Genomic DNA, 17,644 nt, shown 5'->3' with positions numbered 1-17,644 from the left:
CTTAAGCGCCGACCTCGAGATTGACGGGACGGGTGAAGGTGTTGGCGACCGGCGACCACTTCTTCACATGCGCCACCAGCGCGTCGATCTCGCTCCTGGAGACGCCCTCGCATTCCATGTCGACCTTGACGCGGACATCGGTGAAACCGACCGGCTTCTCGCTGACGTCGCCGGTGCCCCACACCGCGGTGATGTTGAGATCGCCCTCGAGCTCGAGCTCGAGCTTGTTGACGATCCAGCCGCGATGCACGGCGTTGGCGTGCAGGCCGACCGCAAGGCAGGAGCCGAGCGCGGCAAGTGAGGCTTCAGAGGGATTGGGCGCGGTGTCGTCGCCGAGCAGGCCCGGCGGCTCGTCGACGATATAGGGCGCGAGGTTGCGGATGTAGTTGGCGTGACGGAACTTGCCCTCGGCTACCGTCTTGCACTTCAAGGTCTTGATGACCTTCGGGTTGGCCTTGCCGTTGGCAATGAGCTGCTCGAGCCCGCCTCTGTCGATCGGCGCGAGGCAGCCGGTCAGTGCGGTTTTCTGGGCGACAGCGGTCATCAGTTTTCTCCCTGGGAGCGATGGAAATGGTCAGGATACCGAACGGTCTGTTTCCTGCACGAAGCGTGCCAGTCCCGCCGCAAATCAAAAGGCGAAATTCCGCAGGCGCTTACGCGCGCCTGCCTGCGAATTGATCAGCGCCGTCTTGCTCAATCGCCAAGCAGATGCCGCGGGCTTGCGATTATTTTCAGCGCAGGAAGGCGCGCATGAAGATGCGGCTTGATGATTTCGCCGCGCTCCGATTTACTGCCGCACATGGCCAAATCGCTTGCGAAGAAAAAACCTGCCGCGGCGTTCGCCGCCGGCGACGATGAATCGGCGCGCGGACGCCTGCTCAATGCGGCGACGCATCTGTTCTGCAAGAACGGCATCAACGCCACCGGCATCGATGCGATCATCGACGAGGCCGGCACCGCGAAGACCACGCTCTACAAATTGTTCGGCTCGAAGACCAACCTCGTGCATGCGGTGCTGGAGAGCGAAGGCCGGCAGTGGCGCGAATGGTTCATCGGCGCGATCGAGGGCGGTGGCGGCGATCCGCAGACCAAGCTGTCGCGGATCTTCCCTGCCCTGAAGAGCTGGTTCGCCGAGGAACGCTTCTACGGCTGCCCCTTCATCAACGCGGTCGCCGAGCACGACAAGGACGCCAAGCAGTTCCGCAACATCGCGCTGAAGCACAAGAAGGTGGTGCTGGCGCATATCGAGAAGCTCGCCGCCGAGATGGGCGCGACCGAGCCTGCCGTGCTGGCGCACCAGCTCGCGCTGTTGATCGACGGCGCCATCGTCGCCGCCATGGTGTCGGGTGATCCAGCGGTCGCAGATACCGCGGGTCTCGCCGCAAGCAACCTGTTCGCCCCGGCCAAGTTGAAGAAGGCCAAGCGCGCGGGCAGCGCGACGGAACAGTTGCTCGCGGTCTAGGCCGCCGACCGCTTCTCCACGGTCGCAATGCCGCGCAGCAGCCGCCCGAGCAGGTCCGAGCCGGTGATGATGCGCTTCTGCCCGCTCCACACCAGGATCAAATCGTGCTCGATCACGTCGTCGCCCGGCGTCTCAGGCACCACCTTCATCAGCCCGATCACATCGCCAAGCCGCGCCTTGGCGTCGCCCACGATGATCGGCCGGTGCCAATAGGCGGTCGGATCGCTCTCGAGCTGGTTGAACAGCGCGTCGCGCAGGAAGTGATGGGCGTCGAGCACGAACACCGGCTCGCCGGCGAGGTCGGTCACGATCACCCATTTCATCCCCGATGCATCGATCCGGCGCAGGAACGGATCGTCGGGCACGCGGTCGAATTTCGGCAGCACGCAGCGCTGATTGGCGAGCGGCAGGCTCAGGATGCTCTCGGGATCGATCACCTCGCCCTCGTCGCAGACCGAGACGTCGTCGAGGTCGAGGAAGTTCTGCGCGCCGGTCGCCTCCAGGCGGCTGATGTCGCCGCCGTCGACGACGTGGCGGGCGATCATCTGCCTGATGTCCTGCTCGCGCAGATAGGTGATGCCTTCCGCCCCGAGCCACCAGTCGAGCACGACAGCGGTCGGCTTCGCCAGCGGGAACAGCACGATGCGATAGAAATTCAGGAACGGCAGAAACCGCGCGGTCATCGCCAGCGCGTTGCGCGAGAAATATGCCTGCGGGAAGATCTCGCCGAGCAGCGTGATGGCGAAGGCTGAGAACACGAACGCGCCGACACCCGCCAGCACCGAATCCGACAGCAGCGTCAGCAGCACGTTGGTGGTGACATTGCCCCAGATGATGGTGGCCAGGATCTGGTTGGCGCTCTTGCGCAGCTCGAGCACCCGCACCGCATCGCGGTTGCCGCTGTCCGCCTCGATCTGCAGCCGCAGCAGGCTGAGGTCGAACACCGCGAGATTGAGGCCGGCGAACAGCGCCGACTGCAAAATGCAGGCGGCAATCCCGATCCAGGTCGCGATGACCCCAAGATAAGCCATGAATGCCCCGCCTCGCTGTTGCGGCTTCGCGCCGCCATCACAGTCGAACGAGGTGACAGCCGAATGACCGGACGTTGATGCGGCGGCAATCGCTGCGGCCGGATGACGCAGCGACGCGGAGCGGATTTACGGCTCGTCAATCACGTTGCGTGATCTGGGACGGCCTTAGAGACCTGTTAGGGCCGGTCGGGTTTCTTGCCAGCTGAAAGTACGGGGCAAGAACAATGCAGTCCGAAAAAGGACGATATGGCCAGCCGCGCTGGGGCGTGACGCGCTGGCTCGCCGACGCCGGACCCGGCGTGCCTGACGACATCCGCGCGGCGCTGATCGGCGATCTCTACGGCTCGCTGCCGGTATTCGCGGCCGGCGCCGTCAACACGGTCGCAGTCGCGGCCGTGATTGCGATCCGCGAGCCGACCGCATGGTTCATCACCTGGGTCGTCCTCGAACTCGTCATCTGCCTGTCGCGACTGGCGGTGCTGGTGGCTGCGCATCGCGCGGCGCGCGAGCGGCGGCCGACGCCGACCGATCTGCACCTCGTGCTTGCGATCGCCTGGAGCGCCAGCGTCGGCTTCGGCATCCTGATCAGCCTTGCCAGCGGCGACTGGGTGGTCGCGATGCTGGCCTCGCTGTCCGCTGCGGCGATGGTCGGCGGCATCTGCTTCCGCAACTTCAGCGCCCCCCGCCTCGCCGGAACCATGATCCTGCTCAGCCTCGGCCCGATCGTGCCGGGTGCGGCGCTTGCCGGCGAGCCGCTGCTGTTCATCGTCTTCCTGCAGGTGCCGCTGTATCTCACGGCGATGACGGTCGCAGCCTTCCGCCTCAACAAGATGCTGATCGCGACCATGCGCGCCGAGCGCGAGAACGGCCACCTCGCCCATCACGACACCCTCACCGGCCTGCGCAATCGCGCCGGTTTCGTCGCCGCGCTGAACGCCAAGCTCGAGACCTCAGCCGGACACGGCAGGCCGTTCGCGCTGCTGTTCTTCGACCTCGATAATTTCAAGCCGGTCAACGACACCTATGGCCACGCGGCCGGCGACCAGGTGCTGATGCTGGCCGCCGAGCGGCTGCGGCGCGCGCTGCCGGAGACCGACGTGATCGCACGGCTTGGCGGCGACGAATTCGTGGTGCTGGCGAACGGCGTCACCGCCGAGCAGGCGCTCGCCGTCGGCCATCGCATCATCCAGGCCGTTACGATGCCCTACCGGCTCGCCGACGGCATCTTTGCGAAGGTCGGCGTCAGTGTCGGTGTCGCGGTATCGCCCGAGCACGGCACCGAGGCCGAAGAGCTGCTGGCGGTTGCCGACGCCGCGCTCTATGAAGCCAAATCCGCCGGCAAGGCCCAATGCCGCCTGGCCTCGGTCGCCACCAACGTCGCGGCGCTGCGCCGGCTGACGAAGAAGGCCCCCGCGCCGGCGCTCGATCGCGGCGCCGCCTGAGACGAGGTCCAGCGGCCGTCGCGCTAAAGATCGAAATTCGTCGGCAGCATCACGACGTCGCGGATGGTCATGCCGCGCGGGCGGGTCAGCATGAAGATCACGACCTCGGCGACCTCGCTGGGCTCGAGCAGGCTGCCCGATTCCCTGGCCTCCGCGAGCTTCTCGGCCGGCCAGTCGGCGAGCAGCGAGGTGATGACCGGCCCGGGCGAAATCGAGCCGACGCGGATGCCGTGCTTGAACACCTGGCGTCGCACCGTCTGCACGAAGCAGTTGATCGCCCATTTCGACGACGCATAGACCGGCTCCCATGGCGTCGGGAAATGCGCGGCCAGCGAGCTCGTGACGATGATGTCGCCGGTCGCCCGCGCGATCATGTGCGGCAGCACGTCGTGCACGTTCTTCATCACGACGTTGACGTTGAGGTTCAGCATCCGGTCGATGGCGGCGCTGTCGGCATCGACGAGGTCGCCGCCGACATAGATGCCGGCATTGGCATGCAGGATGTCGAGCTGGCCGGCTTTCTCCAGCACGCGCGGCAGCAGCGTCGCGCAGGCCTTCGGGTCGAGCAGGTCGATGACCAGCGGGATCACCGCATCGCCATGCGTGCCAGCGAGCGCCGCGAGCGCGGCGGCGTCGCGGTCGACCATCACCACGCGCGCACCGGCCGCCAGCATCGCCTCGCTGCTCGCAAGTCCGATGCCGGACGCCGCCCCGGTCACCGCCGCGACCTTGCCTTCCAATTGCTTCACCATCGTCTTCACCCTGTCAGGTCAGTGCTGCGCGCATGGCAACACATCGCGGTCGCGATGTCAGCTCCCATGCGATGCGCGTGTCCGGCGCTCACAGACGGAGCATCGGCGGCCGCGTGGCGAAACGGCGGCGCAGCCATTTTGCCGCCGGCCCCGCCGGCCGCTGCTTGTGCCAGACCACTTCGAGCGCGACGGGATGCGCGCCCTCGTCGAATTCCAGCTCGGGAATGGCGAGGTCCTCGGCGACCTGCGAGCTCGCCATGATGTGCGCCGGGATCAGCGCCCAGCCGACACCGTGCTTGAGGATCTGCAGGATCACCCAATGGCTCTCGACCCACCACACCTCCGCCGCGACACGCAGCCGATGCCGCTCGGTTCCCTCGTTGCGCACCGTGACCATGATCTGGCGATGCCGCTTCAATTCCTCCCAGTCCACCCGCCCATGCGCGAGTGGATGGTTCTTGCCGCACACGAGCTGCAGCGGAACCCAGCCGATGGTCTTGAAGCCGAGCTCGGGCGGCAGCTGCTCCTGCCGCCACATCACGCCGACATCGGCCTTGCCGTCGAGCACGAGGCGGCTGACGTCCTCCATGATCGGAAACAGCAGCTCGAGCTCGACATGCGGGAAGCGCGTGGCGAATTCCGCAAACAGCTCGCCGACCGCGCTCTCCGGATAGAGCTCGTCGATCGCCACCACCAGGCGCTTCTCGACATGCGCCTCGAAGCTGCTGGCAACGCCGATCAGGTGCTCGCGGCGATCTAGGATCAATTTTGCTTCCGGCAACAATCGCGCACCCGCTTCGGTCAGCGCCGGGTTGCGGCCGGTCCGATCGAACAGCGCAATGCCGAGGTCGGTTTCCAAATTCGCGACGTGCGTGCTGACCGCTGATTGAGCCTTCTTCAGAAGTCGCGCCGCGCCGGAGAACGAGCCTTGCTCGGCCGCCGCCACGAAGGATTCGAGCTGGTCCATGGACACGCAGTCCTGTTCGAACTGATCGGTATCGCCATCTTCACGCCGGCATCCGCCTGGCTGTTCAATCAGCCGGTCGCCCATATGGGCGTCATCGGCGTCGTCTCGGCGACGGTGGCGACGATCTGGAACTTGCCGTTCAATCTCGGCTTCGACCACGCGCTGGTCCGCTTCACCGGCCGTGTCGTCAAGACGATGCCGATCCGCGTTGCGCACGCGATGCTGTTCGAGGCCGGCCTGATTGTGCTGCTGATCCCGTTCGTCGCCTGGTATCTCGGCATCTCGCTGTGGGCCGCGCTGATGATGGATATCTCGATCGTCGCGTTCTATCTGGTCTACGCATTCGTGTTCAACATCGCCTACGACCGCGCCTTCCCGCTACCTCAGCTCAAGGCGAAGAGTCGCGCGGCAGGCCGGGCACTGCCGGCCTGATCGGCCGCGGCGCGGCTCGGATCATCCGATCCGCCGCGCCGCTCCGGATCCTGACACCGCGCCAATATTCCAAACGATAGCGACTGCACACAAGTCCGGACGCACTCCTCTCCTAGACTGGTCCGATCCGGCTCGAGACAGTGGAATGCTTAAAGCCGAGATGCCCGTCAGAGGCTGCCAAAACGGCCAACAAGAAGAAGCGGAGGACTACAATGCCAAGGAACCGTTCGATCCAGCCGACCCGCCGCCAGCTCATCAAGGGCGCTGCCGCCACGTCGGCCGCGCTGCTGCTCGGCAGGCCCGCAATCGCCAAGGGCAAGATGGAGGGCAAGACCGAGATTGTGATCGGCAACATCGACGCCTATTCGGGACCGGCTGCGGTCTATTCGTCGATCGGCCGCACACCCGGCGGCTATTTCAAGATGATCAACGAGCAAGGCGGCATCAACGGCCGCATGATCAAGTACATCACCTATGACGACGCCTACAGCCCGGCCAAGACCGTCGAGCAGGCGCGCAAGCTGGTCGAAGGCGACGAGATCGACGTGCTGTTCGCGCCGCTCGGCGCGCCCACCAATGCGGCGATCATGAAATACATGAACCTGAAGAAGGTCCCCCACCTCTTCATCGCCTCGGGCGCGACCAAGTTCGGCGACTACAAGAATTTCCCCTACACCATGGGTTTCCAGCCCTGCTACCAGATCGAAGGACGCGCCTTCGCACAGCACGTTCTCGCGACACAACCGGATGCCAAGATCGGCATTGTCTACCAGAACGACGATTTCGGCCGCGACGTGCTGAAGGGTTTCAAGGACGGACTTGGCACCAAGACGTCTGCGATCGTTGCCGAGCTGTCCTACGAATCCGCGGACCCAACGATCGACAGCCAGGTCGTGCGCTGCAAATCCGCCGGTGCGAATGTGTTCATGAGCATGACCACGCCGAAATTCGCCGCCCAAGGCATCAAGAAGATCGCCGAGCTCGGCTGGCAGCCGGTGCACTACATCGGCAACAACGCCTCCTCCGCGGGCTCGACGCTGAAGGCCGCGGGCTTCGACGTGTCGAAGGGAATCATCTCGAGCGCCTACCTGAAGGATCCCGTCGACGCGGCCTGGGACAGCGATCCCGCGATCCGGAAATGGCGTGCCTTCCTCGACAAATACGATCCGGCGGCCGCCAAGAACGACATCTACGCGGTCACAGGCTATCTCACCAGCCAGATCCTGGTTCAGGTGCTCAAGCAGTGCGGCGATGACGTCTCGTCCGAAAACATCATCAAGCAGGCGGCAAACCTGAAGGACGTCGAATCCGACATGTTGCTGCCGGGCATCAAGATCAACACCTCGCCGACCGACTACTATCCGCTCGAGCAACTGCAACTGACGCGCTTCAGCGGCGAACGCTACGAGCCGATGGGACCGGTGATCGACGGCGGCATCTCGAAGGCCTGATCGCAGCAGGCGATATGCGAGGCGCGGACCCTCACCGGGTCTGCGCCTCTCCATCGTCATTGCCCGGAAGAAGCGGCTGTCAGACTATTCTTTTGCCGGCACCGTACGCAAATAGGCGACGACGGCGTCGAGGTCGGCAGTTGCCAGAGTGGCGTAGTAATGGAAGCCCATGGGCGGATTGAGCTTGCCGCCATCGTTGCTGACGCCCTGAGTGATGGCGCGTTTGATCGCGTCATCAGTCCAGCCGCCGATGCCCTTCGTCTTGCTCGAGGTGATATTCCTGGAAACCGACAAGCCCCATGCTCCCGGAAAATTCCTGCCGCCGGCGCCGAGCTTGGTTGCGAATTCCAGCCCTTGCGGTCCCATCGGCGTATGACACGCCATGCAGTGCGCGATAGTAACGAGGTAGAAGCCTTGCTGCACCTTGTCGCTCAACATCGCCTCGGTGTACGGGCTTTCACCGCCCGGTGGGACTGGATGTCCTTGCGCTATCCTGTAGATTGGCTCCGGCACCGCATTCTTGATCGGCTTGAGCGTCCGCAGATAAGCGATCACCGCATCGATATCCCGGTCCGTCATGATCTCGTAGAAGCCGCTTGGCATGACCATGGCGACACGTACGCCGTTGCGCTTGACGCCCTTCCGCAGCAGTTGCTTGAGCTCGGCGTCGGTGTAATTGCCGATGCCGGTTTCCTTGTCCTGCGTCACGTTCGGGGCGGTGACCTTGAAAGGTGGCTCATCCCACGACGCGCCGCCGGAAAATGCCTTATCCGGGATATCCCCCGATGGCCCCTTCGGCGTGTGGCAGTTGCCGCAGGCCAGGATGCCATTGACCAGATAATCACCGCGCTCGACTAGGTCCGATTGTGCGCTGGCCGGGCTGGTCAATACCGCGCCGATAACGAGCGCTAACGATCCGATACGGATCATGACGACGCCTCCAATCAATTAAATATGCCGATAGAACTCTGATCGATTTCTGGCTTCAAAAGGTTCGTCAACGAAATGCGCGCACGGGTGCCAACGAGGCCGTGCGCAAATCGAGATAGCCGACGCGCAAGAAAAAGGGGCGCGCGGATCAATGGTACGATCGCCGCCCTTTCTTTCGGCACGTGACTGCCGAGGGCTGGCCAGACAAAATCTAGCAGATTTTACGTGTTTGAGAAGCCAACATGACGCCGCCGAAATTCGGGGCGCGAGACATCAGGATCAACGCCGCACCGACCAATCGCTATCCGCCCGAGCACAGCGCGGTTGGCTAGCGTTTCCATCCGATCGTTCTTGAGGTACCTTCGTCCATCCTGAACGTGACGAGCCGCCGCCATGCTCACGCTCTATTCCTATCCGCCGTTGTTCGGCGTCGCCGACAACAATGGCTATGGTCTGAAGGTATTCGCTTTTCTCAAGCTCGCCGGCGTGCCGTTCCGGCATGAGCACATTTTTGATGCATCGAAGGCACCGCGCCAGCAATTGCCCTATATCGTCGACGGCGATGACACCGTCGGCGACAGCGAGACCATCCTCAGCTATGTCACCGAAAAATACGGCGTGACGCTGGATGCGGCGCTGACGCCGGTGCAACGCACGACCAATCTCCTCGTCACACGCACGCTCGACGATCTCTACTGGGTGATGTCCTACTCGCGCTGGAAGGACGAGCGCTACTGGCCCAAGTTCCGCGATGCGCTGAAGCGTGAGCATCCCGACCTCACCGACGACGGCTTGATGAAGGCCAGGGAGTTCAACGCGCAGCGCTACCATTACCATGGCATCGGCCGCTTCGAGCCCGACGCCGCAATGGCCCGCGGGCTCGCCGATCTCGCCGCACTGGCGAGCCTGATCCCGCGGCAAGGCTATCTGCATGGCAACACGCCGACGTCCATCGACGCCGGCATCTATGGCTTCGTGGCCAACATTTACTTCTACGACATCGACACGCCGTTGAAGGAGTTCGTTGTCGCTCACGACGCGCTGGCGCAGCACTGCCGGGCCATCCACGCGGTGGTCACTGGCGTCGCATAGCGCCCGGCTCCGCCCAGGGCGCGAACTCGTCAACATATGAGCACGCGCCCCGGCTCAGCTCTAACCCGCCATACGATCAGTAGTCCCAGAACGCCGGGACCCAACGAAAGGCCTCGCCGGCGACGGCGACATGGCCGATCGATGGGAACGGCATATGCGTCGCCACCAACAGTTCGCCGCTTTCGGCCAGCTCCCGCAACAGGCGGATTCGAACGCGCGCCGCCTCCTCGGGGTCGTGCTCAAAGCCGTTATGCCATTCGGGCTGGTCGAACCCGACCGCGAACACCGCGTCGCCGGCGAATGTGAGCGCCTCGCCGCCGGATGCCATGCGAACCACGCTGTGCCCCGGGGTGTGGCCGCCGGTGCGACGGACAACCACGCCCGGCGCCACTTCGTGCTGCTCATCGAAGGTCCGCAGATTGTCGCGGTACTCGTTCGCGAACCGCTTGGCAGTCGCCCGCAGCGCGTCCGGGAATCCCTGCGGCATGTCGGTGTGGGTGAAATCCGGCGCCTCCCAGAACTTGACCTCGGCCGCAGCCACGTGGATCCGCAGGTCCGGACGCAGCTTCTGCTTCACGCCGTCGACGAGAAGCCCGCCGACATGGTCCATGTGCATATGGGTCAGCACCACATCGGTCACCGACGCAAGGTCGATGCCGGCGGCCTCCAGTCGCTTGATCGTCTGCCCTGCCCTCGGCAGGTGCAAATCAGGATCCGACCCGAGCCCGGCGTCGATCAGGATGGTCTTTCCGCCGCTGCGGACCATCACCACGTTCAGCGCCCAGTCGAATGCGTCCGGCGGCAGGAACATGTCGTCCAGCCACGCCGCGCGGACCGCCGGATCGGCATTGTGCGCCAGCATCTTCGTTGGGAGCGGCAGCACGCCATCGCTGACCACCAGCACGTCAATCTCGCCGATCCGCAGCGCGTAGCGCGACGGAACCAGCTCTTCGGGCTTCGATCTGACGGCGTCTGAGGGGTTGTGTAGGTTCATGTCTGTCTCCTGCTGACCGACCACGCCGAGGTGAGGCGTGGTTGCGGCTGAATGGACAGACGTTTAGCGAACCAGCCCTGCCGTTGCCCCAGAGCGATTGTCGTCGCTGCAGAGCGATTGCTGGTGATGCGGATTCGTATGCGTGGAGCGACCTCCCGCGTTTTTTACTGCGCGGGACCCATGTGTGCGATCGGCATCCGGCCTTCCGTGCGCCCTCTGCTCACGGAGAGGACGGAACGAAGGGCAAGATTCGGACAAGTCATGTCGCGAGAATGCGTGATTGCGAGTTGTTGACATTGAAGCGTGAACAAACGCGGTGTCGTCCTGGCGAAAGCCAGGACCCATTACCCCAAATCTTAATACTCGCGCGACGCTGGGGCCGCGGTCCCGTTCATCACCAAGTGCGGTGGTTATGGGTCCTGGCTTTCGCCAGGACGACGTGCGGAGAGAGTCGTGCCTCGACGTCATTCTTGCCACGTGGACAGAACGACAGCGAGCGCTCACCGCCCTTGCTGAAGCCCCGCCTCCAGCCGCACCAGCTCACCTTCGAGGTCGCGTTCGACATCATCCACCTTGATGTCGACCACCCGATAGTCCCTCGCCTCGAGCCAGGCGCGGCGCTTGGCGCGGTCGGCACATATCGCCTCACTCTCGTTCGGATTGACCAGTTCGATCGCGGTCCGGTGCACGAAGGAGACGAAGTCGGGGATGTGGCGGCCAACCGGGGTCTGGCGCTTGAACTGGCCGGCGAAGCGGCGATCCCGGGTCAGGGCCTGCCACAGGATCCGCTCGGCGTCGGTCGGGTTGCGGCGGAGCAGCCGGGCGAGGCCACGAACCGTGCTGCTGCTATCGGCCGTCGCACCGCCCTGCCCCTGCTCGGCGAGCAGCGCGCGCAGCCTCGTGGCCTGGGCGCCGTCGAGCACACCGCCCTTGGCCGGGCCCTTGCGGCCTTCGGCGATTGCCATCACCACGCCGTGCAGCGTGTGCATGTCCTGCTTGGTCGGGTCCATCCGGGTGAAGATGTTGCGCAGGTTGACCAGCATGGTGTCGCGCTTCTCGGCCGGACGCAGGAACTCGACCTTGTCGAGCTCGGCAACGAGGTTGTCGAAGAAGGCGTGCATCTGGTGCTGGGAGGCCGGTTCGGACCGTTCGGGCATCGCGAACGGCAGCGCACCCGCGGTCGAGAGCTTGAACCACTCATAGCCCATCAACAGCACCGCCTGCGCCAAATTGAGCGAGGCGAAGCCCGGGTTGACCGGGAAGGTGATGATGCGGTTGGCAAGCGCGACCTCCTCATTGGTCAGGCCGGAACGCTCCCGCCCGAACAGAATGCCGGCTCCGCCGCCAGATGCGACATGGCCGACGATCTCGCTTGCCGCGCCTTCCGGCCCGACCACCGGCTTGGCCTGGTCATGGGCGCGGGCGGTGGTCGCGAACACCAGCGTGAGATCGGCAATCGCCTGCTCGACGGTGTCGAACAGCTCGACGGAACCGATGATGTGGTCGGCGCCAGCGGCGGCACGCTGGGCGGCAATGTTCGGCCAGCCGTCGCGCGGATTGACGATGCGCATCCGGCTCAGCGCGAAATTGCCCATCGCGCGCGCGGCCATGCCGATGTTCTCGCCAAGCTGCGGCTCGACCAGGATGACGACGGGACCGGCAAGGTCGTGCCCTGCCTTGGTCTTGTCGGTGCCGGACATCTCACTTCACTTTCTGATTCAACGTCTGAAGATTTTGAATCAGCTTCCGAAGCGGCTGATTCAAAGTCTCATACAGGTCCCCAAAACCAGCTTTGCACCGGTTTTGCGCGGGACCAATTTCTCCAAGCAGATAACAGGGTTAGCCGCGATTGCGAATCCTCAATTGGAATCCCGATCGCACAACGCGAGGGGCGCCGCTTGCGCGCGCTTCGCCTTCGGATAGGCTATCAACCACAACCAAAGCGAAGCTGTAAAGGCGCGCTTGAGACGCCGGTTGAACGGCGAGGCACTTGGTTTCAAAGCACTTTTGGGGGAGACGACGATGCGGGGCAGATGGACGCTGGCGATTGTGGGCCTGATCTTGATCGTGGCGGGGGGCGTGCTCGCCCACTTCACGCAGACTGCTAATGGCATCCGGATCGAGGATGTCAGGTTCAAGGGCGCCAAGGGCAACACCATGAGCGCCCTGCTCTACGTCCCGGCCAATGCCACGCCGCAGATCCCGGCGCCCGGCATCCTCGCCGTCCACGGCTACATCAATTCGCGCGAGACCCAGGACGGCTTCGCCATCGAGTTCGCCCGTCGCGGCTATGTCGTGCTGGCGCTCGACCAGACCGGCCACGGCTACAGCGACCCGCCCTCCTTCGCCAACGGTTTTGGCGGACCTGACGGCCTCACCTATCTCCGCAGCCTGCCCTTCGTCGACAAGGAGAATATCGGGCTCGAGGGCCATTCGATGGGCGGCTGGACCGTGCTGGCGGCCGCCGCTGCGATGCCCAACGACTACAAATCGATGGTCCTTGAAGGCTCGTCCACCGGCAAGCCGTTCGCCGCCGAGGGCACCACCAGCTGGCCGCGCAACACCGCGCTGGTGTTCGCGCAGTATGAGGAATTCCCCGACCTGATGTGGGGCGTCCAGCTTGCCCGCGACGTCACCACGAGCCCGAAACTCTGGGCCCTGTTCGGCACGCAAGCCGCGGTCGAGCCCGGCAAGGTCTATGGCGATCCGGCCAATGGCACCGCGCGGGTGCTGTACACCCCCGCCATGACCCATCCGGCCGAGCACATCTCGCATGAGGCGATCGGCTACAGCCTCGACTGGTTCGCCAAGACGCTGAAGGGCGGCACGCCGCGCCCGGTCGATGACCAGATCTGGTTCCGCAAGGAGATCGGCACGCTGATCGCCCTCATCGGTTTCATTGCCCTCGTGATCGGGACGTTCGATGGTCTGCTGGAGGCCCAGATGTTCTCGCGCTTGCGGCTGCCGGCGGTTGCCGACGGCACCATGCCGCCGCATCAGGCTGCGAGCGGCCGGCGCTGGACCACGGCGCTCATCCTGTCCGCCTTCATCCCGGCGCTAACCTATTACCCGGCCTTCGCGCTCGGCGGCACCTTCGTCACCCCGAGCGCATTCCTGCCGCAGGGCATCACCAACCAGATCCTGGTCTGGGCCATCATCAACGGCCTGATCACTTTGGCCCTGATGCCGTTCGCCCCCAAGCGCGCCAGCCGGGCCGGCCTCGTCGGTCAATCCGTCGTGATCGCGGTGATCTCGGTTGCGGTGGGTTATGCCGCGCTCTGGCTCGCCGACCTCGCCTTCAAGATCGACTTCAGATTCTGGATCGTCGCGCTGAAATTGATGAGCGCGAAGCAATTCCTCATCTTCCTGATCTATCTGATTCCGTTCACGGCGTTTTTCGTCGTGGCGCTTCACGTGCTGCACCGGAATTTCTCGACCATGGATGCGCCACGAGGGGCGCTGTACCTCACCAACATCCTGGCGCTGACGTTGGGTTTCATCGTGTTGCTGGTGCTGCAATACGGCACGATGTGGCTGACCGGTAAGCTGTTCAATCCTGTGCCGGACCCCGGGTTCGTGCCGCTCTCGACCATTGTCGCGATCCAGTTCGTGCCGCTGCTGGCGATCGTGGCCGTGATCGCGACCTTCACCTGGCGGCGGACCGGATCGAGCCTGCCGGGCGCCCTGATCGCCGGCATGTTCGTGACCTGGTACATCGTGGCCGGGACCGCGACGCAGGTGGCATTCTAGCGGGGGTCAGGTGAAGAAAACCGGTGCTGGACAGGATCCGAGAGCCGCCGTCAGAATGGCGGTTCTCGGTGAAAAGATGGGCTGAAAGTGCATAACCGGTGCGCTTCCGCCGGTCCGCGGGCGGTGCTATAGCGCAGGCGTATTTTCCACCCCCGCCGTCAAAAGCGCGCCGTTCCCAAGAGGGCCTCCCCGTCATGGCAAAAATCAAGGTATCCAACCCCGTCGTCGAGCTCGATGGCGACGAGATGACCCGGATCATCTGGCAGTACATCAAGGACAAGCTGATCACCCCGTTCCTGGATGTCGAACTGCTCTATTTCGATCTGGGCATGGAATACCGCGATGAGACCAACGACCAGGTGACGATCGACGCCGCCGAAGCCATCAAGAAGGTCGGCGTCGGCGTCAAATGCGCCACCATCACCCCCGACGAGGCCCGGGTGAAGGAGTTCGGCCTGAAGCAGATGTGGAAGTCGCCGAACGGCACCATCCGCAACATCCTCGGCGGCGTGATCTTCCGCGAGCCGATCATCTGCAAGAACGTGCCGCGCCTGGTTCCCGGCTGGACCAAGCCGATCATCATCGGCCGCCACGCCTATGGCGACCAGTACCGCGCCACCGACATCAAGTTCCCCGGCAAGGGCACGTTGTCGCTGAAGTTCGTCGGCGAGGACGGCACGGTGATCGAGCGCGAAGTGTTCAAGGCGCCCGGCGCCGGCGTCGCGATGGAGATGTACAATCTCGACGACTCCATCATCGATTTCGCCCGCGCCTCGCTCAATTACGGCCTGCTGCGCAACTACCCGGTCTACCTCTCGACCAAGAACACGATTCTGAAGGTCTATGACGGCCGCTTCAAGGACATCTTCCAGGACATCTACGACCGCGAGTTCAAGAAAGAATTCGAGGCCAAGGGCCTGACCTACGAGCACCGTCTGATCGACGACATGGTGGCCTCGGCGCTGAAATGGTCCGGCGGCTATGTCTGGGCCTGTAAGAACTACGACGGCGACGTGCAGTCCGACACCGTGGCCCAGGGCTACGGCTCGCTCGGCCTGATGACCTCGGTGCTGCTCACCCCGGACGGCAAGACGGTAGAAGCCGAAGCCGCCCACGGCACCGTGACCCGTCACTACCGCGAGCACCAGAAGGGCAAGGAGACCTCGACCAACTCGATCGCGTCGATCTTCGCCTGGACCCGTGGCCTCGCCCACCGCGCCAAGCTCGACAACAATCCGGAGCTGGCGAAGTTCGCCACCACCCTGGAGAAGGTCTGCGTCGCGACCGTCGAGGAAGGCTACATGACCAAGGACCTCGCGCTCCTGGTCGGCGCCGACCAGCGCTGGCTCTCGACCACCGGATTCCTCGACAAGGTGTCCGACAATCTCGCGAAGGCGATGGCGGCCTAACGGCTGCCGTCTTGGGAAGACAGGTGCGAGCGTGACCATGGCCCTCATCAGAGCCGTCGTGCTCGCATCACTTTTGCTAACCGGGTCGGCGGCATCAGCTGCCGATCCCCTGCCCGACGCTGTCGCGGCGCCGGCGGAGTCGCCGGTGCTGTCGGTCCATGCCGAGGGCGTCCAGGTCTACGAGTGCAAGCCGGTCACCGACGGCAAGCTGGCCTGGTCGTTCCGCGAACCGGTCGCCACCCTGATCGCCGATGGCCGCACCGTCGGCCGGCACTATGCCGGTCCGAACTGGGAGCATGTCGACGGCAGCGCCGTGACCGCCCGTACCGCCGGCAGCGCGCCCGGCGCAACGCCTGCAGACATTGCCTGGTTGAAGCTCGAGGTGATCGCCCACCGCGGCAATGGCCTGCTCTCGAGCGTTGCCACCGTGCAGCGGATCAACACCTCGGGCGGCGAGCTCAGCGGCGCCTGCGACAAGGCCGGCGCCTTGAAGAGCGCGGCGTATTCGGCGGACTACGTGTTCCTGCGCCGCGACTAATTCAAAGCGTTTTCGAGCGAAGCGGATACCTGTTCGCGTGAAGAACACGCGTCAAAGCTAATCGCGGATGCCGCCATCGGCCTCGCCGGGCGGCTGGGCGATCTCTGCTGCGGCGAGGTCGCCGCCGGCCATGAGCGGATCGGCGAGCCGCGCCTCCGCCGTCTCCCGGACATGGGCAGCGAGTGCCGGCATGCGCTCGATCAGGGCATGGAAGTCCTGCGCATCGAGCAGCAGCAGCTTGGTCTTCCGCATCGCCGTCACCGTGCCGGAGCGGTTGGTCCGCCGGAGCAGCGCGATCTCGCCGAAGAACGTGCCGTCGGCAAGCCGCACGCGCTGGCTCGGCAGGTCGATCTCGACCTCGCCGGCGGTGATGAAATACATCGACGACGCCGCATCGCCGCGCCGCACCAGCACCTCGCCGGCCTCGATGGTCTGCGACCGCAACAGGCGCATGATGTCGGCGATGTCGGCGGCGTTGAGGTGCGAGAACAGCGGCACCCGCGCCAGCATGCCCCAGGTCACGATGAAATCGCGGCGCCGCACCTCGTCGGCGAATGCGGTCGAGATGATCGCAACCGGCAGCGCGATCATCGCAAACCCGACCACGATCGCAACCACGGTGACGATGCGGCCGAGCGGCGTCACCGGGACGACGTCACCGTAACCGACGGTGCCGAGCGTCACGATTGCCCACCACATCGCCTGCGGCATGGTGCCGAACTTGTCCGGCTGCACCTTGTGCTCGATGGCATAGAGCAGCGCGGCGAACAGCAGCACCGCGCCGGTCAGGATCACGACGCAGCCGAACAGCGTACGCCGCTCGGCATGCAGCGCCGCCAGCAGCGAGCGCATCGCGGTCGAGTAGCGCACCAGCTTGAGGAACGGCAGCATGCCGAACAGCACCAGCGCGGTCTTGTCGCCGATCGCGAGCGCGATGGCCGACGGCAGGAAAGCCAGCAGGTCGATGAGACCGAGGGTGGAAAGCGCGTATTCGAGCCGTGCCCGCAATGGCGTCATGTCGCGCAGGGAATGGCCGACCACACTCCAGAGCCGTGCGGCATATTCCAGCGCGAATGCGGCCACCGCCGCGATCTCGACGGCCGTCAGCAGCCATCCGAACTGCGCGTCGATCTCGGGTACTGAGGCGAAGATCGCCGCCAGCACGTCGACGGCGATGATGGCGACGATGATCCCGGCAAACCGCGAGCCGCCCGAATGCGGCAGATCATCGCGCTCGAGCAGCTCGTAGAGACGATTGCGCAGTCCGGGATCGCTGATCGTAGGCTTGAGCGGAGCCGTCGCCACGTTCAGCCTCTCCGTCAGGCGCCGGCCATCGCTTGCTCGATCGCAGACAGCGCGGCGTCCGCCTTGGCGCCGTCGGGCCCGCCGGCCTG

At 64.6% G+C, this 17,644-nt stretch carries 16 protein-coding genes; 8 read left to right on the top strand and 8 right to left on the bottom strand.

Annotation, left to right across the window (positions count from 1 at the left end; genetic code table 11):
- Window position 1 precedes the first annotated feature (1 nt).
- Window positions 2-544: an OsmC family protein gene (locus AC628_RS17780; protein WP_074128073.1), complete on the bottom strand. Its 543-nt coding sequence runs from the start codon at window positions 542-544 to the stop codon at window positions 2-4.
- 255 nt (window positions 545-799) lie between these two features.
- Here AC628_RS17780 and AC628_RS17775 point away from each other — a divergent pair, with 255 nt between their 5' ends.
- A complete protein-coding gene (locus AC628_RS17775; protein WP_074128072.1) occupies window positions 800-1,462 on the top strand; it encodes a TetR/AcrR family transcriptional regulator in 663 nt (220 codons plus the stop codon).
- Here AC628_RS17775 and AC628_RS17770 read toward each other — a convergent pair.
- Window positions 1,459-2,493: a DUF21 domain-containing protein gene (locus tag AC628_RS17770; protein WP_074128071.1), complete on the bottom strand. Its 1,035-nt coding sequence runs from the start codon at window positions 2,491-2,493 to the stop codon at window positions 1,459-1,461. The two genes, AC628_RS17775 and AC628_RS17770, sit on opposite strands and share 4 nt — an antisense overlap.
- A 224-nt stretch (window positions 2,494-2,717) precedes the next feature.
- Between AC628_RS17770 and AC628_RS17765 the strand changes: the two genes are divergently transcribed.
- Complete coding sequence (locus AC628_RS17765) at window positions 2,718-3,935, top strand: GGDEF domain-containing protein (RefSeq protein WP_074128070.1); 1,218 nt, start codon at window positions 2,718-2,720, stop codon at window positions 3,933-3,935.
- A gap of 23 nt (window positions 3,936-3,958) precedes the next feature.
- Here the strand turns inward: AC628_RS17765 and AC628_RS17760 are convergent, their stop codons facing one another.
- Complete coding sequence (locus AC628_RS17760; protein ID WP_074128136.1) at window positions 3,959-4,687, bottom strand: SDR family oxidoreductase; 729 nt, start codon at window positions 4,685-4,687, stop codon at window positions 3,959-3,961.
- An 88-nt stretch (window positions 4,688-4,775) separates the two neighbouring features.
- Entirely contained in the window at window positions 4,776-5,654 is an 879-nt protein-coding gene (locus AC628_RS17755; protein WP_074128069.1) for a LysR family transcriptional regulator, read from the bottom strand.
- On the opposite strand from AC628_RS17755, the gene AC628_RS17750 reads away from it, so the two are divergent.
- Window positions 5,616-6,086 carry a PACE efflux transporter gene (locus tag AC628_RS17750; RefSeq protein ID WP_083632975.1) on the top strand — a complete coding sequence of 157 codons (471 nt, stop codon included), beginning with the start codon at window positions 5,616-5,618 and terminating at the stop codon, window positions 6,084-6,086. The two genes, AC628_RS17755 and AC628_RS17750, sit on opposite strands and share 39 nt — an antisense overlap.
- A gap of 212 nt (window positions 6,087-6,298) precedes the next feature.
- Window positions 6,299-7,537: an ABC transporter substrate-binding protein gene (locus AC628_RS17745; protein ID WP_074128068.1), complete on the top strand. Its 1,239-nt coding sequence runs from the start codon at window positions 6,299-6,301 to the stop codon at window positions 7,535-7,537.
- Between the two features lie 84 nt (window positions 7,538-7,621).
- Here the strand turns inward: AC628_RS17745 and AC628_RS17740 are convergent, their stop codons facing one another.
- Entirely contained in the window at window positions 7,622-8,467 is an 846-nt protein-coding gene (locus AC628_RS17740; RefSeq protein ID WP_074128067.1) for a c-type cytochrome, read from the bottom strand.
- A gap of 393 nt (window positions 8,468-8,860) precedes the next feature.
- Between AC628_RS17740 and AC628_RS17735 the strand changes: the two genes are divergently transcribed.
- Window positions 8,861-9,559: a glutathione S-transferase family protein gene (locus tag AC628_RS17735; RefSeq protein ID WP_074128066.1), complete on the top strand. Its 699-nt coding sequence runs from the start codon at window positions 8,861-8,863 to the stop codon at window positions 9,557-9,559.
- Between the two features lie 76 nt (window positions 9,560-9,635).
- Here the strand turns inward: AC628_RS17735 and AC628_RS17730 are convergent, their stop codons facing one another.
- Both AC628_RS17730 and AC628_RS17725 read right to left on the bottom strand, forming a co-directional pair.
- Entirely contained in the window at window positions 9,636-10,553 is a 918-nt protein-coding gene (locus AC628_RS17730; RefSeq protein WP_074128134.1) for an MBL fold metallo-hydrolase, read from the bottom strand.
- 500 nt (window positions 10,554-11,053) lie between these two features.
- Window positions 11,054-12,253, bottom strand: a complete 1,200-nt coding sequence (locus tag AC628_RS17725) for a TrmJ/YjtD family RNA methyltransferase (RefSeq protein ID WP_074128065.1) — start codon at window positions 12,251-12,253, stop codon at window positions 11,054-11,056.
- A gap of 322 nt (window positions 12,254-12,575) precedes the next feature.
- Here AC628_RS17725 and AC628_RS17720 point away from each other — a divergent pair, with 322 nt between their 5' ends.
- The 3 genes from AC628_RS17720 (at window position 12,576) to AC628_RS17710 (ending at window position 16,250) form a co-directional block, all read left to right on the top strand.
- A complete protein-coding gene (locus AC628_RS17720; protein ID WP_074128064.1) occupies window positions 12,576-14,303 on the top strand; it encodes an alpha/beta hydrolase family protein in 1,728 nt (575 codons plus the stop codon).
- 194 nt (window positions 14,304-14,497) lie between these two features.
- The gene (locus AC628_RS17715; protein ID WP_074128063.1) at window positions 14,498-15,712 is read left to right on the top strand and encodes an NADP-dependent isocitrate dehydrogenase; all 1,215 of its coding nucleotides are present in this window, start codon (window positions 14,498-14,500) and stop codon (window positions 15,710-15,712) included.
- A 37-nt stretch (window positions 15,713-15,749) separates the two neighbouring features.
- Window positions 15,750-16,250 carry a DUF3455 domain-containing protein gene (locus tag AC628_RS17710; RefSeq protein ID WP_074128062.1) on the top strand — a complete coding sequence of 167 codons (501 nt, stop codon included), beginning with the start codon at window positions 15,750-15,752 and terminating at the stop codon, window positions 16,248-16,250.
- Between the two features lie 57 nt (window positions 16,251-16,307).
- Here the strand turns inward: AC628_RS17710 and AC628_RS17705 are convergent, their stop codons facing one another.
- On the bottom strand, window positions 16,308-17,555 hold the full coding sequence (locus AC628_RS17705) for a cyclic nucleotide-gated ion channel (protein ID WP_074128133.1): 1,248 nt from the start codon (window positions 17,553-17,555) through the stop codon (window positions 16,308-16,310).
- Between the last annotated feature and the right edge of the window lie 89 nt (window positions 17,556-17,644).

The organism is Bradyrhizobium sp. NAS96.2 (genome assembly GCF_001908235.1).
Classification (GTDB): domain Bacteria; phylum Pseudomonadota; class Alphaproteobacteria; order Rhizobiales; family Xanthobacteraceae; genus Bradyrhizobium.
The sequence above is the reverse complement of the archived record's forward strand: the minus strand, read 5'-3'. Positions and strand labels throughout refer to the sequence as shown.

What these genes read in the sequence shown, in the direction of transcription:
- AC628_RS17780 (WP_074128073.1), bottom strand. Translation starts at nt 544, where the DNA reads ATGACCGCTGTCGCCCAGAAAACCGCACTGACCGGCTGCCTCGCGCCG.
- AC628_RS17775 (WP_074128072.1), top strand. Translation starts at nt 800, where the DNA reads ATGGCCAAATCGCTTGCGAAGAAAAAACCTGCCGCGGCGTTCGCCGCC.
- AC628_RS17770 (WP_074128071.1), bottom strand. Translation starts at nt 2,493, where the DNA reads ATGGCTTATCTTGGGGTCATCGCGACCTGGATCGGGATTGCCGCCTGC.
- AC628_RS17765 (WP_074128070.1), top strand. Translation starts at nt 2,718, where the DNA reads ATGCAGTCCGAAAAAGGACGATATGGCCAGCCGCGCTGGGGCGTGACG.
- AC628_RS17760 (WP_074128136.1), bottom strand. Translation starts at nt 4,687, where the DNA reads ATGGTGAAGCAATTGGAAGGCAAGGTCGCGGCGGTGACCGGGGCGGCG.
- AC628_RS17755 (WP_074128069.1), bottom strand. Translation starts at nt 5,654, where the DNA reads ATGGACCAGCTCGAATCCTTCGTGGCGGCGGCCGAGCAAGGCTCGTTC.
- AC628_RS17745 (WP_074128068.1), top strand. Translation starts at nt 6,299, where the DNA reads ATGCCAAGGAACCGTTCGATCCAGCCGACCCGCCGCCAGCTCATCAAG.
- AC628_RS17740 (WP_074128067.1), bottom strand. Translation starts at nt 8,467, where the DNA reads ATGATCCGTATCGGATCGTTAGCGCTCGTTATCGGCGCGGTATTGACC.
- AC628_RS17735 (WP_074128066.1), top strand. Translation starts at nt 8,861, where the DNA reads ATGCTCACGCTCTATTCCTATCCGCCGTTGTTCGGCGTCGCCGACAAC.
- AC628_RS17730 (WP_074128134.1), bottom strand. Translation starts at nt 10,553, where the DNA reads ATGAACCTACACAACCCCTCAGACGCCGTCAGATCGAAGCCCGAAGAG.
- AC628_RS17725 (WP_074128065.1), bottom strand. Translation starts at nt 12,253, where the DNA reads ATGTCCGGCACCGACAAGACCAAGGCAGGGCACGACCTTGCCGGTCCC.
- AC628_RS17720 (WP_074128064.1), top strand. Translation starts at nt 12,576, where the DNA reads ATGCGGGGCAGATGGACGCTGGCGATTGTGGGCCTGATCTTGATCGTG.
- AC628_RS17715 (WP_074128063.1), top strand. Translation starts at nt 14,498, where the DNA reads ATGGCAAAAATCAAGGTATCCAACCCCGTCGTCGAGCTCGATGGCGAC.
- AC628_RS17710 (WP_074128062.1), top strand. Translation starts at nt 15,750, where the DNA reads ATGGCCCTCATCAGAGCCGTCGTGCTCGCATCACTTTTGCTAACCGGG.